Consider the following 23,536-nt stretch of genomic DNA (forward strand, 5'->3'; position numbering starts at 1 on the left):
GCCAACCGCGAAGCCCCATGTACCGCCACGCGACCCACACCACGGCGCCGAGGATCGCCACCAGGGGAACAGAGACGTTCACTGACGCACCCTCCTCACAGCCACGGGACGGGGTATTGCGGGCCGCGCCCGCGGCGGAGCCACCGGGCGCGGGCGCGGCACCTGCGGCACCTCCGGCTACCGGGCTCGACGCGAGCACCGCAGGGACACGTGTGACCGGTGATGGCGCGAGGCATCCGCATGGTCACCGCCCCGCCGGTACGCGGGCCGGCGCGTCGTCACACGTGCGGGTGCTGAGCACCCGCCTGGACGCGGTACCGACACGGGACGTCTCAGCGAGCCCCCGCGCGGTCCGGCGCTCTTCGGCGTGGATGCCGATGACGAGCATCGCGAAGATTCCGCAGGTGGAGCCAGCGAGGAAGACGGCGAGGATCGCTGCCAGAACAAAGATCATCTGTGACCACTCCTCTCGTAAGGCCCGTATCCGGCGGGGACGGTCCGGGCGGTCGGTGTCTACGAGAAAGAGAGTGCGCCTGACCTGCGGGACGAGATCACTACATGACTGGACGTGTTCATGACGTCCTCATAGGCTTGACCGCGTCCTAGGACGTCCCGGAATCCGGACGGGTGCATGCCAAACGAACGCCTACGCGCCGCTCTACTAGAGCAGGGCCTCACTATCGCCACGCTCGCCGAGTCCCTCGATGTGGACCCAAAAACGGTAGAACGGTGGATCACCAAGGACCGCACCCCCTACCGGCGGCATCGCTACGCAGTAGCTTCACGCTTGGGAGTAGACGAAACGTTCCTCTGGCCGGACGCCCTCTCTAATGAGCAGGTCACCGCAGCGTCCAGCAGCGAGCTAGTGACGATCTACCCGCACCGGACATCCGTCCCGAGGGACGCATGGGGACGTCTCTTCGCCACCGCCAAAGAAGAGATCGGCGTCCTGGTCTACTCCGGCCTCTTCCTCTCCGAAGACTCCGGCATCCAACGCACGTTCGCCGAAAAGGCCGAGGCCGGTGTCCGGGTCCGTATCCTCCTCGGCGACCCGGACAGCCCGCAGGTAGCCGAACGAGGCGACGACGAAGGCGTAGGCGACGCCCAGGCCACAAAGATCCGCAACGCCCTGGTCCTCTACAAGAACCTGCGCAGGCAAGACGGCGTCGAGTTCCGCTTTCACCGCACGGTCCTCTACAACTCCATCTACCGCGCCGATGACCAGCTCCTCGTAAACACACACGTCTACGGCGTCACAGGCCCCCACGCCCCCGTCTGGCACCTCCGCCGCATAGCCGGCGGAGACCTGGTCAACACCTACCTAGAAAGCTTCGAACGCGTCTGGGAACGCGCCACACCCATACCGGGGGACTGACATGGGCCGCAGAATCGACTACTACAACGACCCCAACGCCCCCAAGGCCAACAGCCTCGTCCCCTCCGTCAACGTCGTCGTGGAGAACGACAAAGGAGAGATCCTCATGATCCGCCGGACCGACAACGACAACTGGGCACTGCCAGGTGGCGCGATCGACATCGGCGAGTCTGTGGCACAAGCTGGTGTACGCGAAACAAAGGAAGAAACCGGCATTGATGTAGAAATCACCGGCCTAGTGGGTGTCTATAGCGACCCCAGACATGTAATCCACTACACTAGCAACAATGAGGTTCGCCAAGAATTCTCAATTCTTCTGATCGGGAAGGCGTGCACTGGAGATCCAACCTTGAGTGACGAGACAAGTAGGGTAGAATGGCTGGGTTCAGATGCAGTCCAAAGACTTCAAATGGATGATTCTATGCGAGTCAGAATTAATCACTATTTGAATCATTTTGATTATCCCGTAGTGTTGTGACGCATCCATTCAAATCCATTGAGGCCGTGCAATAGATCTGCGTCTGTAAAGATTCTACCGCGTGGCGTGTAAATCGCCCATTGTGACGAACGGGAGAGGTAAGTTGAATCAGGCTGAATTTTCAGAGTTGTTGAGTCGTTCTGAAAGCGAGACGCTGGACTTCAAGGCTAGGTTTCACAAGGTCGATACCGAGGAAGGGAAAGCAGACTTTATTAAAGATATTGTCTGTATGGCCAATACGCCAAGAGAGGTGGACGCCTATATCGTTGTCGGCGTACGGGTCGCAGCGGATGGATCGAAGGAACTCCTCGGTTCTGACCGTACCGAGGACGATGCAAACCTTCAACAACTATTTGAAGGTAAAGTAGACCCGATACCGCGGTTCCGATTTGAGTTGATTTCTTACGAAAGTCAAAATTTTGGTCTTCTAATTATTCCACCCGCAGAATACGGGCCCTCTCTCCCCACAAGAGACCTTCCTAAGCCCCGTCAGCAATTGCTGCGTCGGGGTACGTACTACCTGCGCCGAGGCTCGCGCAATAGTATCGGAGATTCCACTGACCTTAATTACTTCTTTTCCTGGCTGAGGAGGGAGGCGACCGGCATTTCCTCTCCGGCCAAGCACAGTCCTATGCCTGATTGGGATCGTTTCCTTAATGCAGTTCAGAGATTCGATCCCCTACGCAAATACGCGCTCATTGCGACTCCTATAAGCAATCACGATTCTGCGGATCTCACAGGCTTTGCGACAGTTCCTTGGGAAGTATGTATTGACTTTGATCTAAACAGCGAGCTTTCTGGACTCTACTCCTCCGTTAACCGGCTGTTGGCTCAGAATCGGAGTCTATATTCGATCACTATCAATGATGAATTGGTTGCAGGTGGCTCCAATGCGACTTACTGGATTTTTGCGCAGGGACTGCCTGGGCGCACTGATGTGCCGACCCCGACTTCATATCGCGAGTGGCTACGGACCTCTCATGCGCGAATTAATAGGAAGATTCAGCAAGTTGCTTCAACGGTGCTACCTGTTCCTGTAGTCGCAATAGTTCTCGCTTACGATGCCGCGTTTTCTTCTCAAATTAGATCTGTTCTGGAATCCTTGCTAGGGGTATTCGGGGATTCACTTGACGTCGTGATAGCGACTGAAGACTTTGCGACATATGGCCATTATGCCGATGAATTTGATGCTACCGTAATAGAGATACCGTTTCCTCAGCTTAGCTCAGGATTGAACACGTTGAGTCGGCACGAGGATACGCGGTCGACCCAAAGCCTCCCCTCCAGTTCGGGCGCACCTGTACAAGTCAATCCCTCAGACCGCCCTTGGCTTGAGGAAGAACTCGAACTTGTGTACCTGGATGCCGGCTCAAATCCGAAGTCCAAAGACACCGTAGGCCGATCGTTCTACCGCGGAGGTGAGGCTGACTGGTACGAGTACGCCGTTCACGTCGACGTGGATAGAGACAAATACATCAGGTTTCGCGAGATCTTGGAAAGGCAGCTGGCTGAGCGCGCAAAGACGGTTCGAATCAATCTGTATCACAAGCCTGGTAGTGGCGGTACGACTCTCGCCCATAGGGTCCTTTGGGACATGCATCACTCATATCCATGTGCAGTGCTTCAGCAAAGCAACCCTGTGGAAACAGCGGAGCGTCTCTCGCGAATTCATAGTCTTACTGGTAAGACTATGCTCCTTGTCGCAGATAGTGGGCGGGTATCTGAGCGGACACTCGATGACCTATTTGAAATTCTTCGAGTGCGACAGCTTCCTGTTATTATTATTCAGGTTCTACGTAGATTCTCTGCACAACAAGAATCTGAGCGAGTAGTCCAACTTATGGACATGCTCACAGATGCTGAAGCGCAGCGTTTTCTGGAGATCTACTCCCGTGCCGAGCCAGCTCGAGTGAATCAGCTTCAGGGGGTCGCGAACTCGATATCTGCAAAGGAGCGCACAGCATTCCATTTTGGCCTTGCGGCATTCGGCCGAGACTATCTCGGGCTGTCTCGATATGTTGAGGCTCGACTCGAAGGTTTGACGCCAGCACAGCGCACTGTACTGGTGCAGACAGCAATAGCTCACCACTATGCTCAACAACCTCTTCCTGCCCAAATCTTCGCAGCAGCATTCGATGTGCCGGCCAACTCGGCCGTTGAACTGCGAGATCATCTGCCAGAGAAAGTTTTCGATCTTCTTATTGAGATCGGCCCGGGCACGTATAGGACCGCTCATGACTTGTTCGCAGAGGAAATTCTTCGGTGCGCCCTCAGTGATGAGGGTAGGCCATGGCAGAATGCCCTTTCTGCTGCGGCTATAGAATTTGCTGAGTCATGTCGAGGAGTCTCAGTTGTACCGAGTGAACAACTACTCGAAGTGGCGCGTCGGACATTCGTATACCGAGATAACTCCGAGCTGTTGGGTACTGAGCGGGTAGGTGCTCGTCGTTTTTCTCAATTGGTTGAGGATTTGCCAACTGCGAATGCGGCTGTGTTGGTTCTGTCGCGATTGACAGATCTCTATCCTGAGGAGACCCATTTCTCGGCGCATTTGGCCCGTCTGTACGCTTTCAAAATTCGAGACTATGCTATGGCTACAAGGGAGATAGATCGCGCTATCTACACCTCAAGTGGGCGAGACCATGTCTTGTATCACATGCGAGGAATGATCATTCGTGAGCAGGTATACGATCTTATCGCCCAACGAGCTCCAGTTCAGTCGATGGCCGAACTGATCGAGTCGGCGGCAGTGTCTTTTCAAGCTTCACGTGACATTCGGCCAGATAATGAGCACGGTTATGTAAGTGAAATTCAGATGCTAATTCGAGTCTTGGACCACGCTCGTCGGCAGGGGCAACTGCAGGAGGGAGTCGTCTATATTAGCGGGGGAAATGACGTAATTTCTAATGCAATGAATCAAGCGGAAGACTTGCTCGCTCAGGTCAGAAGTATGAGAGAGGGGGAAGAGGCTAGCCATTATGAAAGTACTTGCCGCGCCGACTTGGACTCTTTGTATGGCGCTCATGACCGTGCAGTGCAGGGGTTTTACAAGCTACTTCAGCGAGATGATGTAGATAAACCTGCTCTACGGCGTAGACTGGTTTGGGCCTACCTACACCACCGCAATCGTAATTGGAATCGACTCAGCGCTAAGGAGGTTAGGAATATTGCGCGATTGCTGGAGGATAATCTGGACGCGGAGCCAGAAAAGGATGCAAATATGCGCCTGTGGATCAGAATTATTCGACAGATGACCGCAGCTCCAACGCTAGATGAGATAATTGAACGAGTGGAATACTGGAAAGATTCAAGCAATTCGCTCGAAGCTTTGTATTATCTATATGTATTTAATTCAATCCGTGCCCTGGAGGGGTCTCGCCTCGCCTTCGATCAAGCCGAGCGCCAAATCCAGGAATGCAGTCGCCGGGCCTGGACCCGTCGCGACCGGACCAAGAGCATCGAGTGGCTAGGGAGGGGTGAAGGGGTAAAAGCGCTGGTCCACCAATCTGATCTTGGCGAGTGGGACCAGGTATCTCAGTTCTACGGAAATACAGGGTTGCTTACACGCCTAGAGGCGCGCGTGATTGATTACAAAGGACCGCAGGCGGGCACGCTTCAATTGATTAATTCTGGCCTCATTGCATTCTATGTCCCAGCAAGACTGGGGCACTCAATGCGCTCGCTTAACAAACGAGTCACCTGCAACATTGGCTTTAGCTACGACGGTCTAAGAGCTTGGAATGCTCTTGACATAGAAGTTGAGTGATCGATTTGCCGACTCGATACTTGGCTCTCTAGCGATGTGATCGAAGCTAGCGATTGACGGGCACTGGAGCGCCCTTAAAGGCGACGTCGTAAATTTCGAGCACTGCTGCTATGAGTTGCGGTTCCGCGAGGTTTATGAAGTGGGTGACGACGTGTTTAGGTCCGTACCGTTGTCGTATCTCCGATAGTCTTTCCTGGACAGTTACCGTGTTGCCTTCTGGCGTAGTTGTCATATCGCAGTAGATCAAGGGCTTCGCCAGTTCTGGAGACGAAGCGCCGAATTCCTGGCCCAGAACGTGAGCTAGACCTCTCTCGTGTGCTTCGACTAGCGCGCAGGAGTGGTGTGCGACAAGGCGGCATAGATGGGAGTCGGTGTGGTGGGTGTCACGGAGGTAGCGGGCACCGTCTAGGGGGTGGAAGCCCGTGACTACGAGGTCCGGGGCATAGCCGATGTCGTGAAGCCAGGCGGCGGCCTCAAGGAGGTCTGCTCGGTCGCCGAGTATTGGCGCGAGTGTGCGCGCCTGGCGGGCTACGCCTTGAGTGTGTGCCCAGCGGCGCGGGAGCAGGTCCTCCAAGTGCTTGCGTGCGAGGTCGCGGGCCCATGCTGAGGTGTTCTTGTTCATGGGCTCGACGCTATGGGGAGATCTGCGGACGTCCACGGGCGTGCACGGCTCATGTGGGGACGTCTTGGCTGACGTAGCGTCCTTTGCCGTGGACGCAGACGACGAGGCCGGCCCTTTCGAGGGTGATGAGGGCTGCGCGGGCGGTGGAGCGGGATACTCCGTGGCGTCGAGCGAGTTGTTGCTCGCTGGGGAGCGCGTCGCCAGCTTGGCGGCGTCCGGTCTCGATCTGGTGGCGCAGGGTCGCGGCGATGTGCTCTGTACTCGTGCACGGTTGGGTGCCGGGGTCTGCGACGAATCGGCCCACGCCAGCGCGGACGGTGATGAGTCCTTCGGTTTGGAGGGCTGACAGGGCCCGCCGCACGGTGTTGCGGACGACGTCGAACTCGGCGCAGAGGGTGGCCTCGCTCGGTAGACGGGCGCCAGGGGCGTAGGTGCCATCTGTGAGGCGGTGCCGTAGCACGCGGGTGATGTACATGTGGGTTCCCCATGCCGTACGGCGGGTCATGTCAGAGCTGCTCGTCTCTCAGGGGATCGAATGCCGCCGCAACCCAGGGTTGGAGCAGGATGTTCAGCTTGTCCGCGGCGAGGCAGAGGCGTTTGCACGGCGTGAGCCATAGGCCGGCGCTGGACAGGTACCACCAGGTGCCGTTCCCCCAGGCCACGGAGATGCTCTCCCCGATGGTGGGCGCGCCTTTGGAGTAGACGCGTAGAAGGGCGCGGGGTGTCTCGGTGCGGAGTTGGGTCGTCCAGCCGTCACAGCGCAGGACGAGGGCGAGCCGCGTGAGGTGCCAGCGTGCGCGCCACGGGCCGCTGTAGGTGGGCGGAGGGAGGGCGGTCGGTGCGTTCGGGGGAAGCAGCACCAACCGCGCCACCTCCTCCCCACCCCATGAGGCCGTGCTCCCCATCACGGCCTCCTCCGGTGACAGTTGCGGGGCTCGCTCCTGTGCCATCACCGGGTCCTTGGGCGCGCGTTCCTGGCGCGCTCGCCCTCGTGGACGAGTGCTTCACGCAGAGCGCTGGGGTTCGATGCGATCACCGTCGGGTCCACGCCGGCGCGCGGGTCGTGCAAGCTCGCCACCCAGTCTCCGAGACGCCCGTCCCACCGGGTGGCGCGCCATATGCGGTAACCGGTGAAATCCCGGCGCAAGTCGGCGAGCGCCTTCTCTGCCGCCTCTGTTCCGGCTTTGAAGGGGTCGGGATTGGTCTGACGGGGCTGTTCGGTGGCCATGGGGTGGGCTCCTCGTCTTGCGGGTTGGTTGATACGAGGTGGCGTGTTCGCCTGTGTCCTGAGCCTTCCGTCTGGTGCGGGACCTCTCCATCGGCATCTAGGGACGTCTAGGGACGTCTTCTGTTAGTGTCGTTCATGCGTCGTTCTCACTTGCATCGCGGGAGGCCCGGTGAACGACTTGTTGCGACGTGCCCTTGCCGACGCGCGCCTGACCGAAGCTGACGTTGCGGCGCGGTTGCGTGTGGACCCCAAGACCGTCAAACGGTGGGTCGCGGGGCGCGTGCCCTACCCTCGCCACCGGACGCGGGTTGCCTCACTGGTCGGACGAGACGAGGCCGACCTGTGGCCGCACCTCGCCATGACGAACGTCCGGGTAGAGCCGCCAGCGATCGACGTCTTGGCGACCTACCCCCACCGATGGGCCGTGCCTCGTCCGGTGTGGCACCAGCTCTTCCGGGCCGCGCGCGAGGAGATCGGCGTCCTGGCCTACGCGGGACTCTTCCTCGCCGAGGACATGGGCATCATGCGCGTGCTCGCACAGCGGGCGCGCGCCGGCGTCGCCGTTCGCATCCTGCTAGGCGACCCGGATGGCGCGTGCGTGGCCGAGCGCGGGAGCGACGAGGGCGTAGGCGAATCCATGGCCGCGAAGATTCGGAACGCCCTGGTCCACTACCGCGCCCTACGCGAGGTGGCGGGAGTTGATATCCGGCTTCATGACACCGTGCTCTATAACTCCGTCTACCGCGCCGATGACGACCTACTGATCAACCCGCACGCCTACGGCATCGCCGCAGCCCACGCTCCTGTCCTTCACTTGCGGCGGACAGAAGACGGTGACATGGCGAGCACGTACCTGGAGAGCTTCGAACGCGTTTGGGCGTGCTCCTCTAGTGTATGACTCAGAGCCCTTTGCAAGGAAAAGGGCTTAATCCAAGTCTAGATCTAGGTCCAGCTCTTGCTGTTCAGCGGCCCCAGATTGAGCGAGAGAAACGTTGAGACTTTCAAGGTAGGCATCATCTTCTTCACGCAATTTCATTAGAATGGGGAGGGCAAATTTGGAGATATTCCCTACCGCGAACGTGGCGCTCGTTTGGCCGGACGCTGTCATCGTATTGAAGTCGCAGATCAGTCGACTTCCTCCGGGAAGGGCAAGTGTGGCTCGGCTGACGCGTACGGTCGGTTGACCTACCAGTTGCGCGATTCTCTCATCATGCAGGACATCCTCTCCTGCCTTAGATGAATAAGAAATGAGGCGATCGCCGGTGTCGAGCTTCAAGTTTCCAATGACAGTCCCATGACTGTCAGCTCTATCTCTGACGTCGTCGAGAGAAGGTCCGTCTTGCCTAAGGCTCTTCGGTAGGTCGTTGATACTGTTCGGTGCGATGTGTGCTTCCCAGCCGTCCCCTCTGAGAACAATGCATCCGCGAGAGGTGATCCAATAAGGGGTGGAAGTCTCGTGTTCTTCATCGAGTCGGCGCTGCCCGCGGAAGACCCGCATTGCCTTAGCGAGGAGAACATCGCTGTTCGCTGTAATTAGAAGCTGAAAGTTTGTCGAGTAGGCTTCTATTTGTAGACGTCCGATCTGGGTCGCTGTGATCCCGCGCCCGATCCTGTGCCAAAAGTCAGTGCTTCTTGCAGGAACGTTCTCTATGAGAAATTCAATATCTCCTTCGCTCATTGCCCCAGCCAGGTCGGGCGAGCCAGGGAAATGCGAAGCGCTTCCGCCGTGCCCCTCCCAAACAGATTGCAGCACGCGACTGATTCGGCCAGCTTGCTCGGGCTGAAGCAGAGAAGATACTAGGTTAGTGGCTTGACGTGTTTTTTCAAGATTGACAAACTCGGCTCCGTGGAATCCTTCCACAGTCTTCGAGATAGCTTCACGCGTCGTCTTTTCATCCAGGAGGCCTCGTCCTCCTCGAAGTACAGCTTGGGCCATCAGTCCTGCGGCTGGCTCGGTGGCATTTCGCTCACCAAGTTCGCCGATTGCTCTTGGGTCGGCAACTAGGGTGTCACTGCTAACGGCGAGCTGTCGTAGCTCATCAAAGCTCTCTCTATTTCCGTTATCAAATGCAGTGTTCAGTGTGATGACAAGTGGCTTGCTGGGAGAGATCCATTCGAGATCTTCGGTGAAGTAGGTTGGCGCAGGACTCGGCCGAAGAAAAACCAATCGCTCTCGATTCTCGCGCGGCCAGTGCATAACGAGATCGGGTGCAATGGTGTTGTTAAAATACTCGGTGTGACGTACCTGTGCGCCGGTATCTGTTTGCTCTAGTTGGCCAGTGATTGCGGTTTTTATCGCAGCAACTCTGTCGTCAGGAGAAGGATGAGAAAAAGCCACTTCTAGGGCGCGAGAAAGAACTTGAGACACTTTCTTATCCTTCGTTCACCTTCATGAGCTTCAGGACTTCTCCGTGATGTTCAGGAGAAAGGACCAACTGCAACTGCTTGTCGCACAGAGTTATTAGCCAAAGTCTGTCCGCAACCGCGCTAACGGCGGCCACGTCAAGAAGCGCGAGGGCCTGTCCCTGATCGTCCGTGTCAAATATTCTCTTCCTCTCGTGGAGAACAGACTCCTTTACTGTCGCGGCTGTCGTGTGGTGATCCCATTTTCGCGCCTGGAAAGGCGACCAAGAGATCCATAGAAAATGATCACAGAGTTGAGGCTTTTTGGTGAATGCGACATAGCACTTGGCGAGGAAGGACCGATAATGCTCGGGCAGATTGCTCTCGCTTTTGTAGTTCTTGATCTCGGCAAGAAAATATTGTCCTTCTAGTTTTTCGCCTCGAAACTGCCCGCCCAGGTCGAATGAGAATGAATTGTCGTGTGGCCAAGTGAATTCTAGTAGTTCTTTTAGTCCAAGGTCTTCGTGGGACCATGCTTTAGCGACCCGGGTTGACTTGTCCAGCCATCGCTTCGCATTGTGAAGACCAATTTGGCCGATTAGTTGGGAATCCTCTCCTGCCATAGCCATCGATTATATATCCCGTCTGTCCTTCTAAAGTTGGCCACATTGGGTCAGGTGCATCTTGTGAACCGATCTGTTTTGTGAGGCGTCGGGCTGGGTATTGCCATATATCCACCCGAGTCTGATGGATTTCGCAAATCGATGGGACGGCGGTGGGGTTTGCGCCGATCTATGAGGACGAGGGAGGGCTGCACCGCCGAGGCCTCCTGTGCGTCAGCGGTGCAGCCTTGTATCTCTAGATCGGCTCCGAGTTCGTGTTCATGATGACCCGCTTGACCCTCCGGCGGTCGATGCCGTGTTTCTCTGCTAGGTAGCGCTGGGAAAGGGGCCGGCCTGGGCCGGCCAGGCTCGCCCGGTACTCGTCCCGCACCGCTTCCTCCGGCGTCTGCTCCACTTCGGTGCTGGGTTGCACCGGTTCCGTGCGTTGCTCGTTCTGCGGGAGGTCTGGGCTGGCTGCGGCGCGGGTGAGGGTCATCAGGAGTTCGAAGCTCCCGACGAGGGCGAGTGCCGGCCAGGCGCTGACTATCGCGCCTATGGGGCCGTGAGTCGCGCCGTGCGCCACATTGGCGCCTACCGTGGCCACGATGCCTACGGCGAGGCTCCACTTGGCCAAGGGTGGTGCGGGGTGCTTTCGGCGGCTGGCGTCCAGGATCACCATGGAGGCTGCCCAGATGAGGCCGTCCACTGTGAACGGGACGAGGCGGGCGGTTGGGCCGGACTCGCCGTGCGAGTGGACCAGTTCGTAGGCGTGGCGGTACGAGATGACGGCGGCCACGGCGGCTACTGCCACGACGGCGAGCGCGGTTGTGATGCGGATGAGGCGGTCAGTCACGGCCCAGCTCCCGTCGCAAGTCCTGCGCGCACGGGTCGTTCTCGCCGTGGGTGATGAGGCGTTCGGCGAGCATCAGGGCCGTGATTGCGGTGTTGCGGTCGACGGGGCGTGGGCATGTGGTGACATGCCATCCGCAGTCGGTGTGTGTGGCGGTGGCGATGACCTTGCCGGCTGCCGTGGCGGTCATCGTGGTTGCGGTGATTTCTAGGGCCATGGGTGTGGCCTCCTCCCTGCTGAGAGGGGGGAGCCACGGGAGCCAATCCGGGGAGCCAGCGCCAGTCGATTTGGTTCGACGGTGCTGGACGGGCCCGGACTGGTCCCGTGGGCTCCTTCCCTTGTTTTCGCAGGTGAGCGGCTCTCTGGCCGACTTCCCCAGACGACCACAGACGGGGCGCGAATAAGGCTGACTCAGGGGTTCCCTAAGTGAGGCTTAAAGGGGTTCTGGTGGGGGGTGGGGCGGCTTAGCGTTGCGGGTGTCAGATCGGAGACACGGCGGAGGTGCACAGGCGGAGAGCGCAGAGCGAGACGTCGGCTGAGGTTCCGACTGAGGTTCCTGATTGAGACAGGTTTCTGGCCCGCACGGCCCCGTAACCCCGCTCTGGGGCCGTGCGGGCCAGAAGTCTTTTCAGGGGCGGGGGAGGGCGCCGAGCAGGAGCAGGCGGAAGGCGTCGGCGGTGCCCGTGGCGGTGGTGTCGCCGGTGGCGAGGCGGCGGACGGCGAGGCCGTAGAGCATCGCGACGACCGCGGGGGCGTGGCGTTCGGCGTCCGGGATGCCGAGGGCGGTCAGGATGGCGGCGGCCAGGCGGTCGTAGGCCTCGACGGAGCGCGTTGAGGTCTCGCGGAGGGCCGGGTTGCGGGCGGCGTGCAGGTGGAGTTCGAGGTTCGCGAGCTGCTCGGGGTCGTGGGCGACGCCGAGGACGGCCTTCTCGACCTCGTCGGCGGCCTCGACGGGCGCGATGCCCGACTCGGCGAGGGCCTGGACGTAGGCGGTGATGCGGGCGATCTCCTGCTCGACGAAGGTGTGCAGCGCCTCGCGGAGCAGGTCCTCCTGGCTGGGGAAGTGGTAGGTCAGGGAGCCGAGGGAGACGCCGGCCGCGCGGGCGACGGCCCTGTTGGTCACGGCGCCGATGCCCTGCTCGCCGATCAGGCGGAGGGTGGCGTGGAGGATCTGGTCGCGGGCGCTCATCGGTGCACAGTCTTCCCTAGTACCGGTGCCTTCAGTATCGTTCGTTCGAACGAACGATAGCGGGAGGCTGCGGTGGAAGCGGGACTGGCCGGGCAGGCGGAGGCGCTGGCGAAGGGGGAGGTCTCCTCGAGCGACCTGGTGGAGGAGAGCCTGGAGGCCATCGGCCGGCAGGAGTCGCTCGGCGCGTTCCGGGTGGTGCGGGCCGAGGCGGCCGCGCAGGAGGCGCTGGAGGCCGACAAGCGGCTGGCGGACGGGGAGCGGCTGCCGCTGCTCGGGGTGCCCGTCGCCATCAAGGACGACACGGACCTGGCGGGGGAGACCACGCCCTTCGCGGTCGCGGCGGACCACCGGCCGGTGACGCGGGACGGGGAGGTCGTGCGCAAGCTGCGGGCGGCCGGGGCCGTCATCGTGGGGAAGACGACGACGTGCGAGCTCGGGCTGTGGCCGTTCAGCGAGTCGCGCGAGTACGGGATCGCGCGGAACCCGTGGAACCCCGACTACTCGCCCGGCGGGTCGTCGGGCGGGTCGGCGGCGGCCGTGGCGGCGGGCATGGTCGCGGCGGCGGTCGGTTCCGACGGGGCCGGGTCGGTCCGCATCCCGGCGGCGTGGACGGGCCTGGTCGGCATCAAGCCCCAGCGCGGGCGGGTGTCCGCCTATCCGCAGACGGATCCGTTCAACGGGATCACCGTGTGGGGGCCGCTGGCGCGGACCGTGGGGGACGCCGCCCTGCTGCTCGACGTGCTGACCGGCAGCCACCCGGAGGACGTCCACCAGCTCGACCCGCCCATCACCCCGTTCGCCGAGGCCGCGAAGCGGGAGCCGGGCAGGCTGCGGATCGCCGTGTCCTACCGGACGGCCCTCGGGGTCAGCGGGAGGCTCGACCCGCAGATCCGGTCGGCGGTGGAGCGGCTCGCGCGGAGGCTGACCGCCCTCGGGCACAAGGTGTTCCCCGCCGACCCCGACTACGGGCCGGTGGCGCTCGGGCTCGTCCCGCGCGGGACGGCCGGCGTCGCCGACTGGCTGGAGTCCCTGCCCAACCCGCGGCCCGATCCCCGGACGGAGGCCGAGGCGCGGATCGGGCGGGTCCTCGGCCGGCGGCTGCTGCCCGTGGCGAAGCGGATGGACCCGTACCTGAGGAGGCGGGTCGGGCGCATCTTCCAGGTCGCGGACGTGGTGATGACGCCCACCACCGCGCAGCCGCCGTTGCGCGTCGGGGCCTTCGACGGGGCCGGCTACCAGAAGACGCAGTCGGGTGTCGCGGCCGCGTGCCCGTACGCGTGGACGTGGAACGTCCTGGGATGGCCCGGGGTGAACGTGCCGGCGGGGTTCACGAAGAACGGGCTGCCGATCGGCGCCCAGCTGCTCGGGCACGACTCCGACGAGGCGACGCTCATCTCGCTCGCGGCGCAGCTGGAGTCGGTCGAAGGATGGGCCGAGCGGCGCCCCTAGGCCCCGCGAACGGGCCGCCGGTGCGTGCGAGCAGGCACCGGCGGCCTGCCGCGCTCAGTAGCCGGCGCCCGTGAGCATGCCGCCGTCGACCAGGACCTCGCTGCCGGTGCAGTAGGTCGAGTCGTCCGAGGCGAGGAAGACGACCAGCCCGGTGATCTCCTGCGCCTTGCCCATGCGCCCGAGGGGCAGCGCCTTCATGAACGCGTCGGCGCTGTCGGCCGTGGCCGAGACGATGTCGTCCTGCATGGTGAGGGGCGTCAGCACGCCGCCGGGGTGGATGGAGTTCACGCGGATGCCGTACCGGCCGAGCTCGCGGGCGGCGGACTTGGTCAGCCCGCGGACGCCGAACTTGCTCGCGCTGTAGGCGGCGAGGCCGGCCGCGCCGATGAAGCCCTCGGTCGAGGAGACGTTGACGATCGAGCCGCCGCCCGCCGCGCGCATCGGGGCGGTCACCGTCTTCACGCCGAGCCACTGGCCGACGAGGTTCACGTCCAGGATCTGGCGGAACTCCTCGACCGCCATGTTCTCGATGGTCTTGTGCCGGAGGATCCCGGCGTTGTTGACCAGGACGTTCAGCGCCCCGAACGTCTCGGTCGCGGTCTGGACGGCACGCTGCCAGTCCTCCTCCCGGGACACGTCCATCCGGACGAAGCGGACGTCGTCCCCGAGGTCGGCGGCCAGCTTGGCGCCCTCCTCCTCCAGGACGTCGCCGAACACCACCTTGGCGCCCTCGTCCAGGAACCGGCGGACGTGCGCCTTGCCCATGCCGCGCGCGCCACCGGTGATCAGCGCCACCTTGCCGTCAAGCTGCCCCATCAACGCTCCTCGTCGCCCGTTGCCTCCCGGCCAACCTAGCGAACGCTTGGTAAACCGAACAAGGCGGCCCCTATCCCGCGCGCAGCCCCCCGAACAGCAGCGCGAGCATCCGGTCGGCGTATCCGCCCGGGTCGGGGGTGCGCTCGGACGCCACGCCGATCGCGTTCGCGAGCCGCAGCAGGTCGCCCGGGTCGATCTCGGCGCGGACCGCCCCGGCCAGCTGGGCCCGCTCCAGCAGCCGGCCGAGCGCGGCGCGGATCGCGGCGGCCGCGGCGCCGAGCCCGGTGTCCGCCCACTCCGCGCCCATCGCCTCGATGATCAGGGTGCAGGTGCCGCGCGGGGTCGCCGCGCCCGCCAGGTAGGTGCGCAGCCAGCGGCCGAGCGCGGCCTCGGGGTCGGGTTCGGCGAGCAGCGCCTCGGCGTGCCCGAGCAGCCCGTCGATCCGCTCGCGCAGGACGGCGTGCAGCAGCGCGTCCCGGGTGGGGAAGTGGCGGTAGAGCGTTCCCGAGCCGACGCCCGCCCGCTTGGCGATGTCGTCGAGGGACGCGCCCGTGCCGTGCTCGGTGAAGGCGGTGCGGGCCGTCGTGACGAGTCGTTCGTAGTTGCGGCGGGCGTCGGCCCGCATCGGCCGGGTCTCCATGGGCACCGTCCAGCGGTCGCGGGTGGCCTGACGCGGCCCCCGGCCTGCTTCTTTGGACGAGCGTGCCATCTGACGGGCCGGATGCGCTACCCGGAGCGCGCGGCGAGTGCGTCCCGCGACAGCCGGTCGGCCCTGCGCGTCGTCTCCGGCAGCCGGTACTCGGGGGTCAGGGCGAGGACGGCGCGGCACGCGGCGTCGAGGCCGGCCCGGTGCCCGACGGACACGAACACCGGCTTCACCCCGTCCCGGGTCCGCAGCACCCGGCCGACCGTCTCGCCGCCGTCCACCAGCGGGCTCGCGTCGCCGCGCCGCAGCCCCGGCTGCTCGTACGCGCCGACGAACGCGGTCTTGCCGACGCCGATGGACGGCAGGCCGGTCAGCACGCCGAGGTGGCAGGCCAGCCCGAAGCGGCGCGGGTGCGCGATCCCGAATCCGTCGCAGACGAGCAGGTCGGGCGTGGTCTCCAGGGCGCGGAGGGCCTCCAGCAGCGTGGGCAGCTCCCGGAAGGCGAACAGGCCCGGGACGTAGGGGAACGCGGCAGTCCCCACGGCGACCGACTCCTCCACGACCTCCAGCGTCGCCGCGTCCAGGACGACCGCGGCGGCGGCCAGCCGGTCGCCGGAGCCGCCGCCGTCGCCCGCGTAGGACACGTCCAGGCCCGCGACCGTGCGCGGCGCGGCCGGCCCCGGGACGTCCAGTTCGAGCATCGGGCGCAGCCGGTCCTGGATCGCCTCGGCCTCCGCGGGTGTTGCCGGCCAGGGATGCAGCTCGCGTACGTCCATGGCCCGGACGCTACCGTCCCGTCACGCCAGCGAGGCGTACGCCGCCTGCGTCAGCCGGTACGCGCGCAGGTCGCCGGACGCCTGGTCGCCCATCAGGTTCGGCAGGTAGGCGAGCGCCAGCCCGGCCTCGGGGTCGCCGAGGCCGATCGAGCCGCCCGCGCCGGTGTGGCCGAACGCCGACTCCCGGCCCGCCCGCGGAGTGAAGAAGGTCTGCGACGGGCGCATGAAGCCGAGGCCGAAGGAGCTCCGCACCAGCAGCGTGCGGTCGGGGCCGCCGACGCGCGGGCGGACGGCCTCGCGCAGCGTGTCGGGACGCAGGATCCGGCCCGCGACGAGGTCGCGGTAGAAGCCGGCGAGCGCGGGCGCGGTCGCCGTCATCCCGGCGGCCGGCCATCCGGCGCGCAGCACGACCGGGTTGTTGTAGCCGCCCTTGCCCGGGTCCGGGTTGTTCAGCGACCGGTTCATCAGGCTCCCCGGGTCGAGGTAGGCCTCGGCGAGCCGGGTCAGGACGTCGGGCTCGGTGGTCTTGGGCGCGTCGGCCCCGCCGCCCGAGCGCCGGCCCGACGACAGCCTCGCGGCCCGCTCGATCACCGAGTCCGGGGCCCCGACCCACAGGTCGAGGTCGCGGGCGAACGCGTCCTTCACGAACGCGCCGACCGTCCGGCCACCGGAGTGGCGGCGGACGATCTCACCGGCCAGCCAGCCGTAGGTGAGCGCGTGGTAGCCGTGGGCCTCGCCCGGCGCCCACTCGGGCTCCTGCGCGGCCAGCTCGGCCGCGCGGGCGGGGGCGTCCGCGGCCTCCTCGGCCGAGACGGGGCGCGCGAACGCGGGCAGGCCCGCCTGGTGCGACAGCAGGTGCGCGGCCGTCGCGCCGTCCTTGCCCGCGGCGCCGAACTCCGGCCACCAGTCCGTCACCGGGCCGTCCACCTCGTAGGCGCCGCGCTCGGCGAGCAGCAGCGCGGCCGCGGCCGTCACCGCCTTGGTGCAGGAGAACCCGAAGCAGGGCGTGTCGGGCTGCCACGCGCGTCCGGTGCGGCGGTCGGCGACACCGCCCCACAGGTCGACGACCTTGCGGTCGCCCGCGTAGACGGCCACGGCGGCGCCGAGCTCGCGGCCCTCGGCGAAGTTCGCTTCGAACACCTCGCGGACGCCGGCGAACGCCGGATCGCAGTGGCCCTGCACCGTGCTGCTCATGCGCGATCCTCTCAGGCGGGGGCCTCCATAGAATCACGTTCTAGGAGGCCCACCCGAACCGGGATCGCCTCAGTACCGGCCCAGGTGGTGGACGGGTTCGGTGACAGGGCCGGCGGCCCGCTGGGCGGGACGCGTCCAGCCGAACTCCAGCGTGAGCAGCGCCGCCGCCAGCCACGCGATGTCGAACCAGGACCGGAAGACCACGTTGCGCGGCGTGTAGGACGGCCTGAACTTCTTGTCGAACAGGTACAGCGACTCGACCGCGATCCACGGGTCGAGCAGGTGCAGGGCCCGGTAGCCGGCCTTCTCCAGCGGCCCGCGCTCGTCGGCGTCCAGCAGCTCGCGGAAGGCGGCGAAGTTCAGCGAGACGAGCCCGTGCCCGCGCCGGGCCGCGTACTCGATCATCTCGACGATGAGGCGCTCGTTCACGCCGTTCGGGCCGCCGGGGGTGCGGCGCATCGCGTCCAGGCTGATGCCCTCGCCCGCGGTGACGTAGCGCTGGAACGCGATGGGCTCCTTGTCCTCGTCGTAGGCGACGGCGACGACCGCGCCCGGGTGGTACCCGGTGAGCAGCTCGTCCAGGTTCATGGAGAAGCCGCGCTCGGCCGCACCGCCGAGGGACCGGGACGCGACGTCCAGCAGCTTCTCGCGGAGGGCGGGCGTGAGCTCCCGCTCCGGGAGGATCTCCGACGAGACGCCGAAGTTCTCGGTGCGCTTGACGGCCTGCCGGACGTTGCGCATCTTCCGCCCCGACAGCGTGAACTCGCCGGGACGGATGACGACCTCGTCGCCGAAGCCGATCGAGCGGCACGGCCCCCAGGCGGGCAGCAGGGCGTCGCTCGCGCCGAGGACGGCCGGACGCCAGCCCGTCGTCCGGCACATCGCGAGGAAGGCCCGCACGGCGTCGGCGTGCGAGGCGGGGTCGCCGACCGGGTCGCCGCCCGCGACCGCCATGCCGAACAGGACCCGGTAGCCGATCGCGGCGCGGCCGTCCGCGCTGAACACGTACGCCTTGTCGCGCCGCAGCGCGAACGGGGAGAGGGTGTCGGAGCCGGGATGCAGGACGAGGCCCGCGACGCGGACGCGCTCGGCCTCGTCGCCGGGCGGGGGCGCCGGGTCGGGCGCCAGGAGGGTGATGACCAGCACGAGCAGCCCCGCCGCGCCGGCGAGGCCGAGCACGCCCGGCAGCCAGGACGCCCCGTCCATGGGCGCGCCGGTGGCGCCGAGGCCGCTCGCGACGTCGCCGACCGACCGCACCGACACCCCGCCGAAGAGCAGCGACACCGCGGTCGCGGCGGCGAGCAGCAGCGCGCCGGTCTTCACGGCCGCGCGGACGCGCTCGGGATGCGGGCGCACCGGGAAGCGGTCGCGCTCCAGCCACAGCCCGCCGAGGACGGCGGCGAGCAGGGGCAGCCGCCACAGCGGGTCGTCGCCGGACACGACGGCGAGCAGCCCGAGGACCACCAGCGTGGCGAGGCCGTACCAGGCGGCGCGGCGCCGCAGCAGCACGCCGCGGGCGACCAGCGCGAGCGCGAGGGCCAGCACGACGGCGTGCTCCGGCCTGAGCGGGCTCCCGGTGACGAGCTGCGACAGCCGTCCGAGGACGTGCGGGGATCCGGAGAACGCGGGCACCGCGATCAGCGCGGCGACCAGGGCCGCGGTCAGCGCGAGCGGCCAGACGGGCCGCGCATGGGGCGGCGCCCCCGGCCCGCCCTTGCGGGAAGACTCGTCCGTCAGCACGAAGCACACCTCCGCTGAGCCCCCAACCAAGATCTTCCGGAACTCATTCCCGGGTTCGGTCGTTCCTATGGGGCCTGAAATCAGCGTACGGCCGAATCCCCAGGCCGGGCGCTTCAACTCGGCCATACCCGGCCGGGGGCGGTAGGACACCGCTAGCCTCGGAGTGATGAAGAGGCTCCTGCTCGTCCACCACACGCCGTCGCCGTCCGTCCAGGCGATGTTCGAGGCGGTGCGCGCCGGCGCGTCGACCGACGAGATCGAGGGCGTGGAGGTCGTGTCGCGCGCGGCCCTGACCGCCTCCGCCGTGGACGTCCTGGAGGCGGACGGCTACCTCCTGGGCTCCCCGGTCAACCTCGGCTACCTGTCCGGGGCGTTGAAGCACTTCTTCGACCAGATCTACTACCCGTGCCTGGAGGAGACGGTCCGCCGCCCGTTCGGGGCCTTCCTGCACGGCAACAACGACGCCACCGGCGCCGTGCGGGCCCTGGACTCCATCACCACGGGGCTGAAGTGGAAGGCCGTCCAGCCGCACGTGGTGGTGACGGGCGAGCCGAGCAAGGCCGACCTGGAGGCGTGCTGGGAACTCGGCGCGGTCACGGCTGCGGAGCTCGGTGACGTCTGAGACGGGTGGGGCGCCTGTAGCGTGCCGACCATGAGTGGTTTCCGGCACATAGCGCTGTTCAGATGGATCGAAGGCACGACGACCGGCCAGCAGGACGAGGTGGCGGCGAAGCTGCGCGGGCTGCCCGGCGCGATCCCGGAGATCCGGGAGTACAGCGTGGGCGCGGACGCGGGGCTCAACCCCGGCGCATACGACTTCGCGGTGGTCGCGGACTTCGCGGACCGGGACGCCTACCTCGCCTACCGCGACAACCCCCTGCACCGGGCGACGGTCAACGACTACATCACGCCGATCACGGCGGAGCGCGCGTCCATCCAGTACGAGTTGTAAGCGGTACGGAATGCAACGCTCCAGCTCAAGGGGCGGCCCGCCGGAGCGCGCGGCGGCGGCGCCGGCGGGCCGCCCGATACTGAAACCGAGCAAGCGCTTGTGCTGAAAGACTTTTCGGGTTAGTTTCCTCAGAGACGCCCGCTGGGAACGGATCGCGCCCCGTTCCCGGCGGGCGGCGAGCCGAGGTCACCCCCACCTGCGCAGACTCATGATCTCTTCGCGGAGCTGCTGCGCGGACGGCGCCTCCAGCAGCCGCGGGCCCTCGCGCAGCGGCACCATCGCCCACCAGGACCCGGTCGCCTCGCCGTACCAGACCCGCACGCCGGGGAACTGCTCCTGAAGGGTGCGCGCGGTGGCCGCGCGCAGGGCCGCGGGCGTGGGCTCGTCGCGACCGGCGGCCCCTTGGTCAGCTGTCATGCCGCCCTCCCCCCGTAGACCTCTCCCATACCAGCGTCCCCACGGACCAAAGCGTCACCCCTACTCGGCAAATCGTGACTAAGCACACTATGGGCCTTCTGGGCGCCGAACCATGGGATACCGCGCCGGATGTACGCCGCCAGATGTAGCGGGCGCCCACGGGTGAGGCCGTCCGCCGGATGCCCGGGGCCCGACCTGGAGAGGACGCTGGGCGCGACAGCACATCCCCAGGTGCGGCGCGACCGCGGAAGGCGCGTCCGCGGAGGCGGTACCCATGAGACTCGCAAGACTTGCCCGGTTCTGCTACCGGAGACGGCGACTGACGGTGGCGGGCTGGATCGTCGGGACGATCGCCGTCATGGCGCTGGGATTCGGCTTCGCCGCCGAGCCCCTGAACGACTTCTCGGGCGGCGGCTCCGACGCGGCGAAGGCGTCGGACCTGCTGGAGCAGCACTTCCCGCAGCGCAGCGGCGACTCCATCACGCTGGCGGTGCGCGCCGAGGGCGGCCTCCGGGACCCGGGGGTGAAGGCGCGGGTCGAGCAGGCGATCGACAGGCTCGGCAGGACGCCGCATGTCGCGTCGGTGTCGTCGCCCTACGAGGCGCCCGGGCAGATCTCCCGGGACGGGAGGACGGCGTTCGCGACGGGCGGCCTCGACATCTCGTCCGACGACATGCCCCGGGACGACGTGATCGCGCTCCTGGACGACGTGCGCACCGACTCCGGACCCGTCCGGATCCAACTCGGCGGATCGGCGGTCGACGCCGCCGAGACGCCGGGCGGCGGCCCGTCCGAGGGCATCGGCGTGCTCGCCGCCGTCGTGATCCTGCTGATCGCGTTCGGGTCGGTGCTCGCCATGGGCCTGCCGATCGTGACCGCGCTGTTCGGCATCGGCACCGGCCTCGCGCTGATCATGCTGCTCGGGCACCTGCTGCCGGCGCCCGCGTTCAGCCCCATCGTCGCGGCGCTCATCGGGCTCGGCGTCGGCATCGACTACGCGCTGTTCATCGTCACCCGCCACCGGGAGGAGATGCACGCCGGCGCAGGCCCCGAGGAGGCGGCGGTCACCGCCGTCACCACCGCCGGGCGGGCCGTGCTGTTCGCCGGCACCACCGTGGTGATCGCGCTGATGGGCCTGTTCGTCATGCAGCAGAAGCTGCTCAACGGCGTCGCGGTCGCGGCCGGCGTCGCCGTGCTGATGACGATGCTCGCCTCCGTGACGCTGCTGCCCGCGCTGCTCGGCTTCGCCGGGCACGCCATCGACCGGCTCCGCGTCCCGGGTCTCGGCCGGGCCCGCCGCCCGCTGGCCGAGCGCTGGGCGCGGGTCGTCCAGGCGCACCCGGTGCTCGCCGGCCTGTGCGCGGCCGCCGTCCTGCTGGTCCTCGCCGTGCCCGCGCTGTCGATGCGGCTGAGCCTGCCGGACTCCAGCACCCAGCCGCACGACCACTCCGGCTACCAGGCGAGCCGGATCATGGCGGAGGGGTTCGGGCCCGGGACCGCCGCGCCGCTGATCGTCGTCACCGAGGGCGGCGGGCTCGCTGAGGCGGGACGGATCGCCGACGCGGTCGGGAGGACGCCGGGCGTCGCGGCCGTCCAGCCGCCTCGTCCCAGCCGGGACGGGAAGGCCACGATCGTCATGGCGTTCCCGAAGACCGGCCCGCACGACGAGCGGACGTCCGACCTCGTCCACACGCTGCGCGACGACGTCATCCCCGGCGCCGTCGCCGGGACGAGCGCCCGCGCCTACGTCGGCGGACCGAACGCCGCCTCGATCGACTTCGCCGAGAGCGTCTCCACCCGGCTGCCGCTGCTGATCGCCGTGGTCGTGGGCCTGTCGCTGCTGCTGCTCGTCGGGCTCGTCCGGTCGGTCACGGTGGCGGTGCAGGCCGCCCTCATGAACCTGCTGTCGATCGCGTCCGCGTACGGGGTGCTGACGGCCGTCGTCCAGTGGGGCTGGGCGGGGCGCGCGCTCGGGTTTCCGACGGACATGCCCGTCACCACGTGGGTGCCGCTGATGATGTTCCCGATCCTGTTCGGGCTGTCCATGGACTACGAGGTGTTCCTGGTGTCCCGCGTCCGCGAGATCTACGAGGAGGGGGTGGCCACCCGCGAGGCCGTCGCGCTCGGCCTGTCCCGCACCGCCCGCGTGATCACCGCGGCGGCGGCCATCATGGTGATGGTCTTCCTGTCGGTGCTCCTCGGCGCGGACGTCGCCGTCAAGCAGATGGGGCTCGGCCTCGGCGTCGCGATCCTGATCGACGCGACCGTCGTGCGGCTGGTGCTCGTCCCGGCCCTGATGGAGCTGTTCGGCGAGGCGAACTGGTGGCTTCCCGGGCCGCTGCGGCGGATCCTGCCGTCGCGTCCCGCGCGGGCGGTCGCGGCGGAGCGGCCGAGCGTGCGGGCTAGTGCAGGTTGATGCCGTCGAACATCACCTTGAGGTAGTGCTCGGCGAGCCCCTGGGCGTTCAGGCGGCCGCCGGGCCGGAACCAGCGGACGGCCACCCAGACCGTGTCGCGGATCATCCGGTAGGTCAGCTTCGGGTCGAGGTCGGGACGGAACAGCCCTTCCGCCTGGCCCGCCTGGAGCGTGGTGACCCACATCTTCTCGATCTCGGCCTCGGACTTGGTCAGGTAGGCGAACCGGTCCATGCCCCGCAGGTAGTTCCAGTCGTTCTGCATGACCGTGATCGCGGCCCGGTGCGGCTCCAGGGTGCCGAACGCGACGCGGACGAGCCCGGCGATCGTGTCCCGCGGGTTCAGGCTCTCGTCGATCACCGCCTGGTAGGCGGCCATGACCTCGGTGAAGAACCCGGACAGGATCTCGTCGACGATCGACTCCTTGGAGTCGAAGTGGTGGTAGAGGCTGCCGGACAGGATGCCGGCCTCGTCGGCGATGTTGCGGACGGTGGTGGCCTGGAACCCCTTCTCGGCGAACAGTTCGGCAGCGAGCCTGACCAGGTGGGCGCGCCGTTCGGACGCCAGCGCGGGGGCTCCGCGGCCGCGGCGGCGGGGGGCGTCCTCGCCGGTGCCGCGGGTTCTCGATCGTCCGGACTTGGCGCTCGTGGTCGTCACCCTCTCATTATGCCGTGTCGCC

25 protein-coding genes are annotated in these 23,536 nt (G+C 66.0%); 8 read left to right on the top strand and 17 right to left on the bottom strand.

Annotation, left to right across the window (positions count from 1 at the left end; all coding sequences use genetic code 11):
- Positions 1-244: 244 nt before the first annotated feature.
- Complete coding sequence (locus ABWI07_RS40835) at positions 245-454, bottom strand: hypothetical protein (RefSeq protein ID WP_353821819.1); 210 nt, start codon at positions 452-454, stop codon at positions 245-247.
- A gap of 177 nt (positions 455-631) precedes the next feature.
- Here ABWI07_RS40835 and ABWI07_RS40840 point away from each other — a divergent pair, with 177 nt between their 5' ends.
- The 3 genes from ABWI07_RS40840 to ABWI07_RS40850 all read left to right on the top strand — a co-directional run bounded on the left by ABWI07_RS40840 (position 632) and on the right by ABWI07_RS40850 (position 5,619).
- A complete protein-coding gene (locus ABWI07_RS40840) occupies positions 632-1,375 on the top strand; it encodes a helix-turn-helix domain-containing protein (RefSeq protein ID WP_353821820.1) in 744 nt (247 codons plus the stop codon).
- A gap of 1 nt (position 1,376) precedes the next feature.
- Positions 1,377-1,853: an NUDIX hydrolase gene (locus tag ABWI07_RS40845; RefSeq protein ID WP_353821821.1), complete on the top strand. Its 477-nt coding sequence runs from the start codon at positions 1,377-1,379 to the stop codon at positions 1,851-1,853.
- Between the two features lie 103 nt (positions 1,854-1,956).
- Positions 1,957-5,619: an ATP-binding protein gene (locus ABWI07_RS40850; RefSeq protein WP_353821822.1), complete on the top strand. Its 3,663-nt coding sequence runs from the start codon at positions 1,957-1,959 to the stop codon at positions 5,617-5,619.
- A 46-nt stretch (positions 5,620-5,665) separates the two neighbouring features.
- Here the strand turns inward: ABWI07_RS40850 and ABWI07_RS40855 are convergent, their stop codons facing one another.
- From ABWI07_RS40855 to ABWI07_RS40870, 4 genes are read right to left on the bottom strand one after another with little or no spacing between them, the layout of a single operon-like run.
- A complete protein-coding gene (locus tag ABWI07_RS40855; RefSeq protein WP_353821823.1) occupies positions 5,666-6,241 on the bottom strand; it encodes an HD domain-containing protein in 576 nt (191 codons plus the stop codon).
- A 49-nt stretch (positions 6,242-6,290) separates the two neighbouring features.
- On the bottom strand, positions 6,291-6,746 hold the full coding sequence (locus tag ABWI07_RS40860; protein WP_353821824.1) for a GntR family transcriptional regulator: 456 nt from the start codon (positions 6,744-6,746) through the stop codon (positions 6,291-6,293).
- Position 6,747: 1 nt separating this feature from the next.
- Complete coding sequence (locus tag ABWI07_RS40865; protein ID WP_353821825.1) at positions 6,748-7,191, bottom strand: hypothetical protein; 444 nt, start codon at positions 7,189-7,191, stop codon at positions 6,748-6,750.
- A complete protein-coding gene (locus tag ABWI07_RS40870; protein WP_353821826.1) occupies positions 7,191-7,469 on the bottom strand; it encodes a hypothetical protein in 279 nt (92 codons plus the stop codon). Before ABWI07_RS40870 ends, ABWI07_RS40865 begins: the two co-directional genes overlap by 1 nt.
- Positions 7,470-7,638: 169 nt before the next feature.
- On the opposite strand from ABWI07_RS40870, the gene ABWI07_RS40875 reads away from it, so the two are divergent.
- The gene (locus tag ABWI07_RS40875; protein ID WP_353821827.1) at positions 7,639-8,367 is read left to right on the top strand and encodes a DUF5919 domain-containing protein; all 729 of its coding nucleotides are present in this window, start codon (positions 7,639-7,641) and stop codon (positions 8,365-8,367) included.
- Between the two features lie 27 nt (positions 8,368-8,394).
- On the opposite strand, the gene ABWI07_RS40880 is transcribed toward ABWI07_RS40875, so the two are convergent.
- From ABWI07_RS40880 to ABWI07_RS40900, 5 genes are all read right to left on the bottom strand, one after another.
- Positions 8,395-9,837: a hypothetical protein gene (locus ABWI07_RS40880; protein WP_353821828.1), complete on the bottom strand. Its 1,443-nt coding sequence runs from the start codon at positions 9,835-9,837 to the stop codon at positions 8,395-8,397.
- Between the two features lie 4 nt (positions 9,838-9,841).
- Entirely contained in the window at positions 9,842-10,435 is a 594-nt protein-coding gene (locus ABWI07_RS40885) for a hypothetical protein (protein WP_353821829.1), read from the bottom strand.
- A 235-nt stretch (positions 10,436-10,670) separates the two neighbouring features.
- On the bottom strand, positions 10,671-11,267 hold the full coding sequence (locus ABWI07_RS40890) for a DUF2637 domain-containing protein (protein WP_353821830.1): 597 nt from the start codon (positions 11,265-11,267) through the stop codon (positions 10,671-10,673).
- Entirely contained in the window at positions 11,260-11,481 is a 222-nt protein-coding gene (locus ABWI07_RS40895; protein WP_353821831.1) for a hypothetical protein, read from the bottom strand. The genes ABWI07_RS40890 and ABWI07_RS40895 overlap by 8 nt, the downstream gene beginning before the upstream one ends.
- A gap of 411 nt (positions 11,482-11,892) precedes the next feature.
- Complete coding sequence (locus ABWI07_RS40900; protein ID WP_353821832.1) at positions 11,893-12,453, bottom strand: TetR/AcrR family transcriptional regulator; 561 nt, start codon at positions 12,451-12,453, stop codon at positions 11,893-11,895.
- Between the two features lie 72 nt (positions 12,454-12,525).
- Here ABWI07_RS40900 and ABWI07_RS40905 point away from each other — a divergent pair, with 72 nt between their 5' ends.
- Positions 12,526-13,902 carry an amidase gene (locus ABWI07_RS40905; RefSeq protein WP_353821833.1) on the top strand — a complete coding sequence of 459 codons (1,377 nt, stop codon included), beginning with the start codon at positions 12,526-12,528 and terminating at the stop codon, positions 13,900-13,902.
- Positions 13,903-13,956: 54 nt separating this feature from the next.
- On the opposite strand, the gene ABWI07_RS40910 is transcribed toward ABWI07_RS40905, so the two are convergent.
- From ABWI07_RS40910 to ABWI07_RS40930, 5 genes are all read right to left on the bottom strand, one after another.
- The gene (locus ABWI07_RS40910) at positions 13,957-14,718 is read right to left on the bottom strand and encodes a glucose 1-dehydrogenase (RefSeq protein ID WP_149257731.1); all 762 of its coding nucleotides are present in this window, start codon (positions 14,716-14,718) and stop codon (positions 13,957-13,959) included.
- A 70-nt stretch (positions 14,719-14,788) separates the two neighbouring features.
- Entirely contained in the window at positions 14,789-15,358 is a 570-nt protein-coding gene (locus ABWI07_RS40915) for a TetR/AcrR family transcriptional regulator (protein WP_353821834.1), read from the bottom strand.
- Between the two features lie 86 nt (positions 15,359-15,444).
- Positions 15,445-16,140 carry an endonuclease V gene (locus ABWI07_RS40920; RefSeq protein WP_353821835.1) on the bottom strand — a complete coding sequence of 232 codons (696 nt, stop codon included), beginning with the start codon at positions 16,138-16,140 and terminating at the stop codon, positions 15,445-15,447.
- 21 nt (positions 16,141-16,161) lie between these two features.
- Complete coding sequence (locus ABWI07_RS40925) at positions 16,162-17,334, bottom strand: serine hydrolase domain-containing protein (RefSeq protein ID WP_353821836.1); 1,173 nt, start codon at positions 17,332-17,334, stop codon at positions 16,162-16,164.
- 69 nt (positions 17,335-17,403) lie between these two features.
- Complete coding sequence (locus ABWI07_RS40930; protein WP_353821837.1) at positions 17,404-19,074, bottom strand: bifunctional lysylphosphatidylglycerol flippase/synthetase MprF; 1,671 nt, start codon at positions 19,072-19,074, stop codon at positions 17,404-17,406.
- Positions 19,075-19,240: 166 nt separating this feature from the next.
- Here ABWI07_RS40930 and ABWI07_RS40935 point away from each other — a divergent pair, with 166 nt between their 5' ends.
- Together ABWI07_RS40935 and ABWI07_RS40940 are read left to right on the top strand one after the other, a co-directional pair.
- Complete coding sequence (locus ABWI07_RS40935; RefSeq protein WP_149257727.1) at positions 19,241-19,696, top strand: flavodoxin family protein; 456 nt, start codon at positions 19,241-19,243, stop codon at positions 19,694-19,696.
- Between the two features lie 30 nt (positions 19,697-19,726).
- Positions 19,727-20,026 (top strand): Dabb family protein, encoded by a 300-nt coding sequence (locus tag ABWI07_RS40940; protein WP_149257726.1) that lies wholly within the window; start codon positions 19,727-19,729, stop codon positions 20,024-20,026.
- 186 nt (positions 20,027-20,212) lie between these two features.
- Here ABWI07_RS40940 and ABWI07_RS40945 read toward each other — a convergent pair whose 3' ends face one another.
- Positions 20,213-20,443 (bottom strand): hypothetical protein, encoded by a 231-nt coding sequence (locus tag ABWI07_RS40945; protein ID WP_149257725.1) that lies wholly within the window; start codon positions 20,441-20,443, stop codon positions 20,213-20,215.
- A 274-nt stretch (positions 20,444-20,717) separates the two neighbouring features.
- Between ABWI07_RS40945 and ABWI07_RS40950 the strand changes: the two genes are divergently transcribed.
- A complete protein-coding gene (locus ABWI07_RS40950; RefSeq protein WP_353821838.1) occupies positions 20,718-22,859 on the top strand; it encodes an MMPL family transporter in 2,142 nt (713 codons plus the stop codon).
- On the opposite strand, the gene ABWI07_RS40955 is transcribed toward ABWI07_RS40950, so the two are convergent.
- Complete coding sequence (locus ABWI07_RS40955; protein WP_149257723.1) at positions 22,846-23,514, bottom strand: TetR/AcrR family transcriptional regulator; 669 nt, start codon at positions 23,512-23,514, stop codon at positions 22,846-22,848. The genes ABWI07_RS40950 and ABWI07_RS40955 overlap by 14 nt on opposite strands.
- Positions 23,515-23,536 lie beyond the last annotated feature (22 nt).

The sequence above is a fragment of the Actinomadura sp. NPDC000600 genome (assembly GCF_040492135.1).
Lineage (GTDB): Bacteria > Actinomycetota > Actinomycetes > Streptosporangiales > Streptosporangiaceae > Spirillospora.

Bases quoted from the DNA above. Each gene is read 5' to 3' on its own strand.
- ABWI07_RS40835 (WP_353821819.1), bottom strand. From the start codon at position 454: ATGATCTTTGTTCTGGCAGCGATCCTCGCCGTCTTCCTCGCTGGCTCC.
- ABWI07_RS40840 (WP_353821820.1), top strand. From the start codon at position 632: ATGCCAAACGAACGCCTACGCGCCGCTCTACTAGAGCAGGGCCTCACT.
- ABWI07_RS40845 (WP_353821821.1), top strand. From the start codon at position 1,377: ATGGGCCGCAGAATCGACTACTACAACGACCCCAACGCCCCCAAGGCC.
- ABWI07_RS40855 (WP_353821823.1), bottom strand. From the start codon at position 6,241: ATGAACAAGAACACCTCAGCATGGGCCCGCGACCTCGCACGCAAGCAC.
- ABWI07_RS40860 (WP_353821824.1), bottom strand. From the start codon at position 6,746: ATGACCCGCCGTACGGCATGGGGAACCCACATGTACATCACCCGCGTG.
- ABWI07_RS40865 (WP_353821825.1), bottom strand. From the start codon at position 7,191: ATGGCACAGGAGCGAGCCCCGCAACTGTCACCGGAGGAGGCCGTGATG.
- ABWI07_RS40870 (WP_353821826.1), bottom strand. From the start codon at position 7,469: ATGGCCACCGAACAGCCCCGTCAGACCAATCCCGACCCCTTCAAAGCC.
- ABWI07_RS40885 (WP_353821829.1), bottom strand. From the start codon at position 10,435: ATGGCAGGAGAGGATTCCCAACTAATCGGCCAAATTGGTCTTCACAAT.
- ABWI07_RS40895 (WP_353821831.1), bottom strand. From the start codon at position 11,481: ATGGCCCTAGAAATCACCGCAACCACGATGACCGCCACGGCAGCCGGC.
- ABWI07_RS40900 (WP_353821832.1), bottom strand. From the start codon at position 12,453: ATGAGCGCCCGCGACCAGATCCTCCACGCCACCCTCCGCCTGATCGGC.
- ABWI07_RS40910 (WP_149257731.1), bottom strand. From the start codon at position 14,718: ATGGGGCAGCTTGACGGCAAGGTGGCGCTGATCACCGGTGGCGCGCGC.
- ABWI07_RS40915 (WP_353821834.1), bottom strand. From the start codon at position 15,358: ATGGAGACCCGGCCGATGCGGGCCGACGCCCGCCGCAACTACGAACGA.
- ABWI07_RS40920 (WP_353821835.1), bottom strand. From the start codon at position 16,140: ATGGACGTACGCGAGCTGCATCCCTGGCCGGCAACACCCGCGGAGGCC.
- ABWI07_RS40925 (WP_353821836.1), bottom strand. From the start codon at position 17,334: ATGAGCAGCACGGTGCAGGGCCACTGCGATCCGGCGTTCGCCGGCGTC.
- ABWI07_RS40935 (WP_149257727.1), top strand. From the start codon at position 19,241: ATGAAGAGGCTCCTGCTCGTCCACCACACGCCGTCGCCGTCCGTCCAG.
- ABWI07_RS40940 (WP_149257726.1), top strand. From the start codon at position 19,727: ATGAGTGGTTTCCGGCACATAGCGCTGTTCAGATGGATCGAAGGCACG.
- ABWI07_RS40945 (WP_149257725.1), bottom strand. From the start codon at position 20,443: ATGACAGCTGACCAAGGGGCCGCCGGTCGCGACGAGCCCACGCCCGCG.
- ABWI07_RS40950 (WP_353821838.1), top strand. From the start codon at position 20,718: ATGAGACTCGCAAGACTTGCCCGGTTCTGCTACCGGAGACGGCGACTG.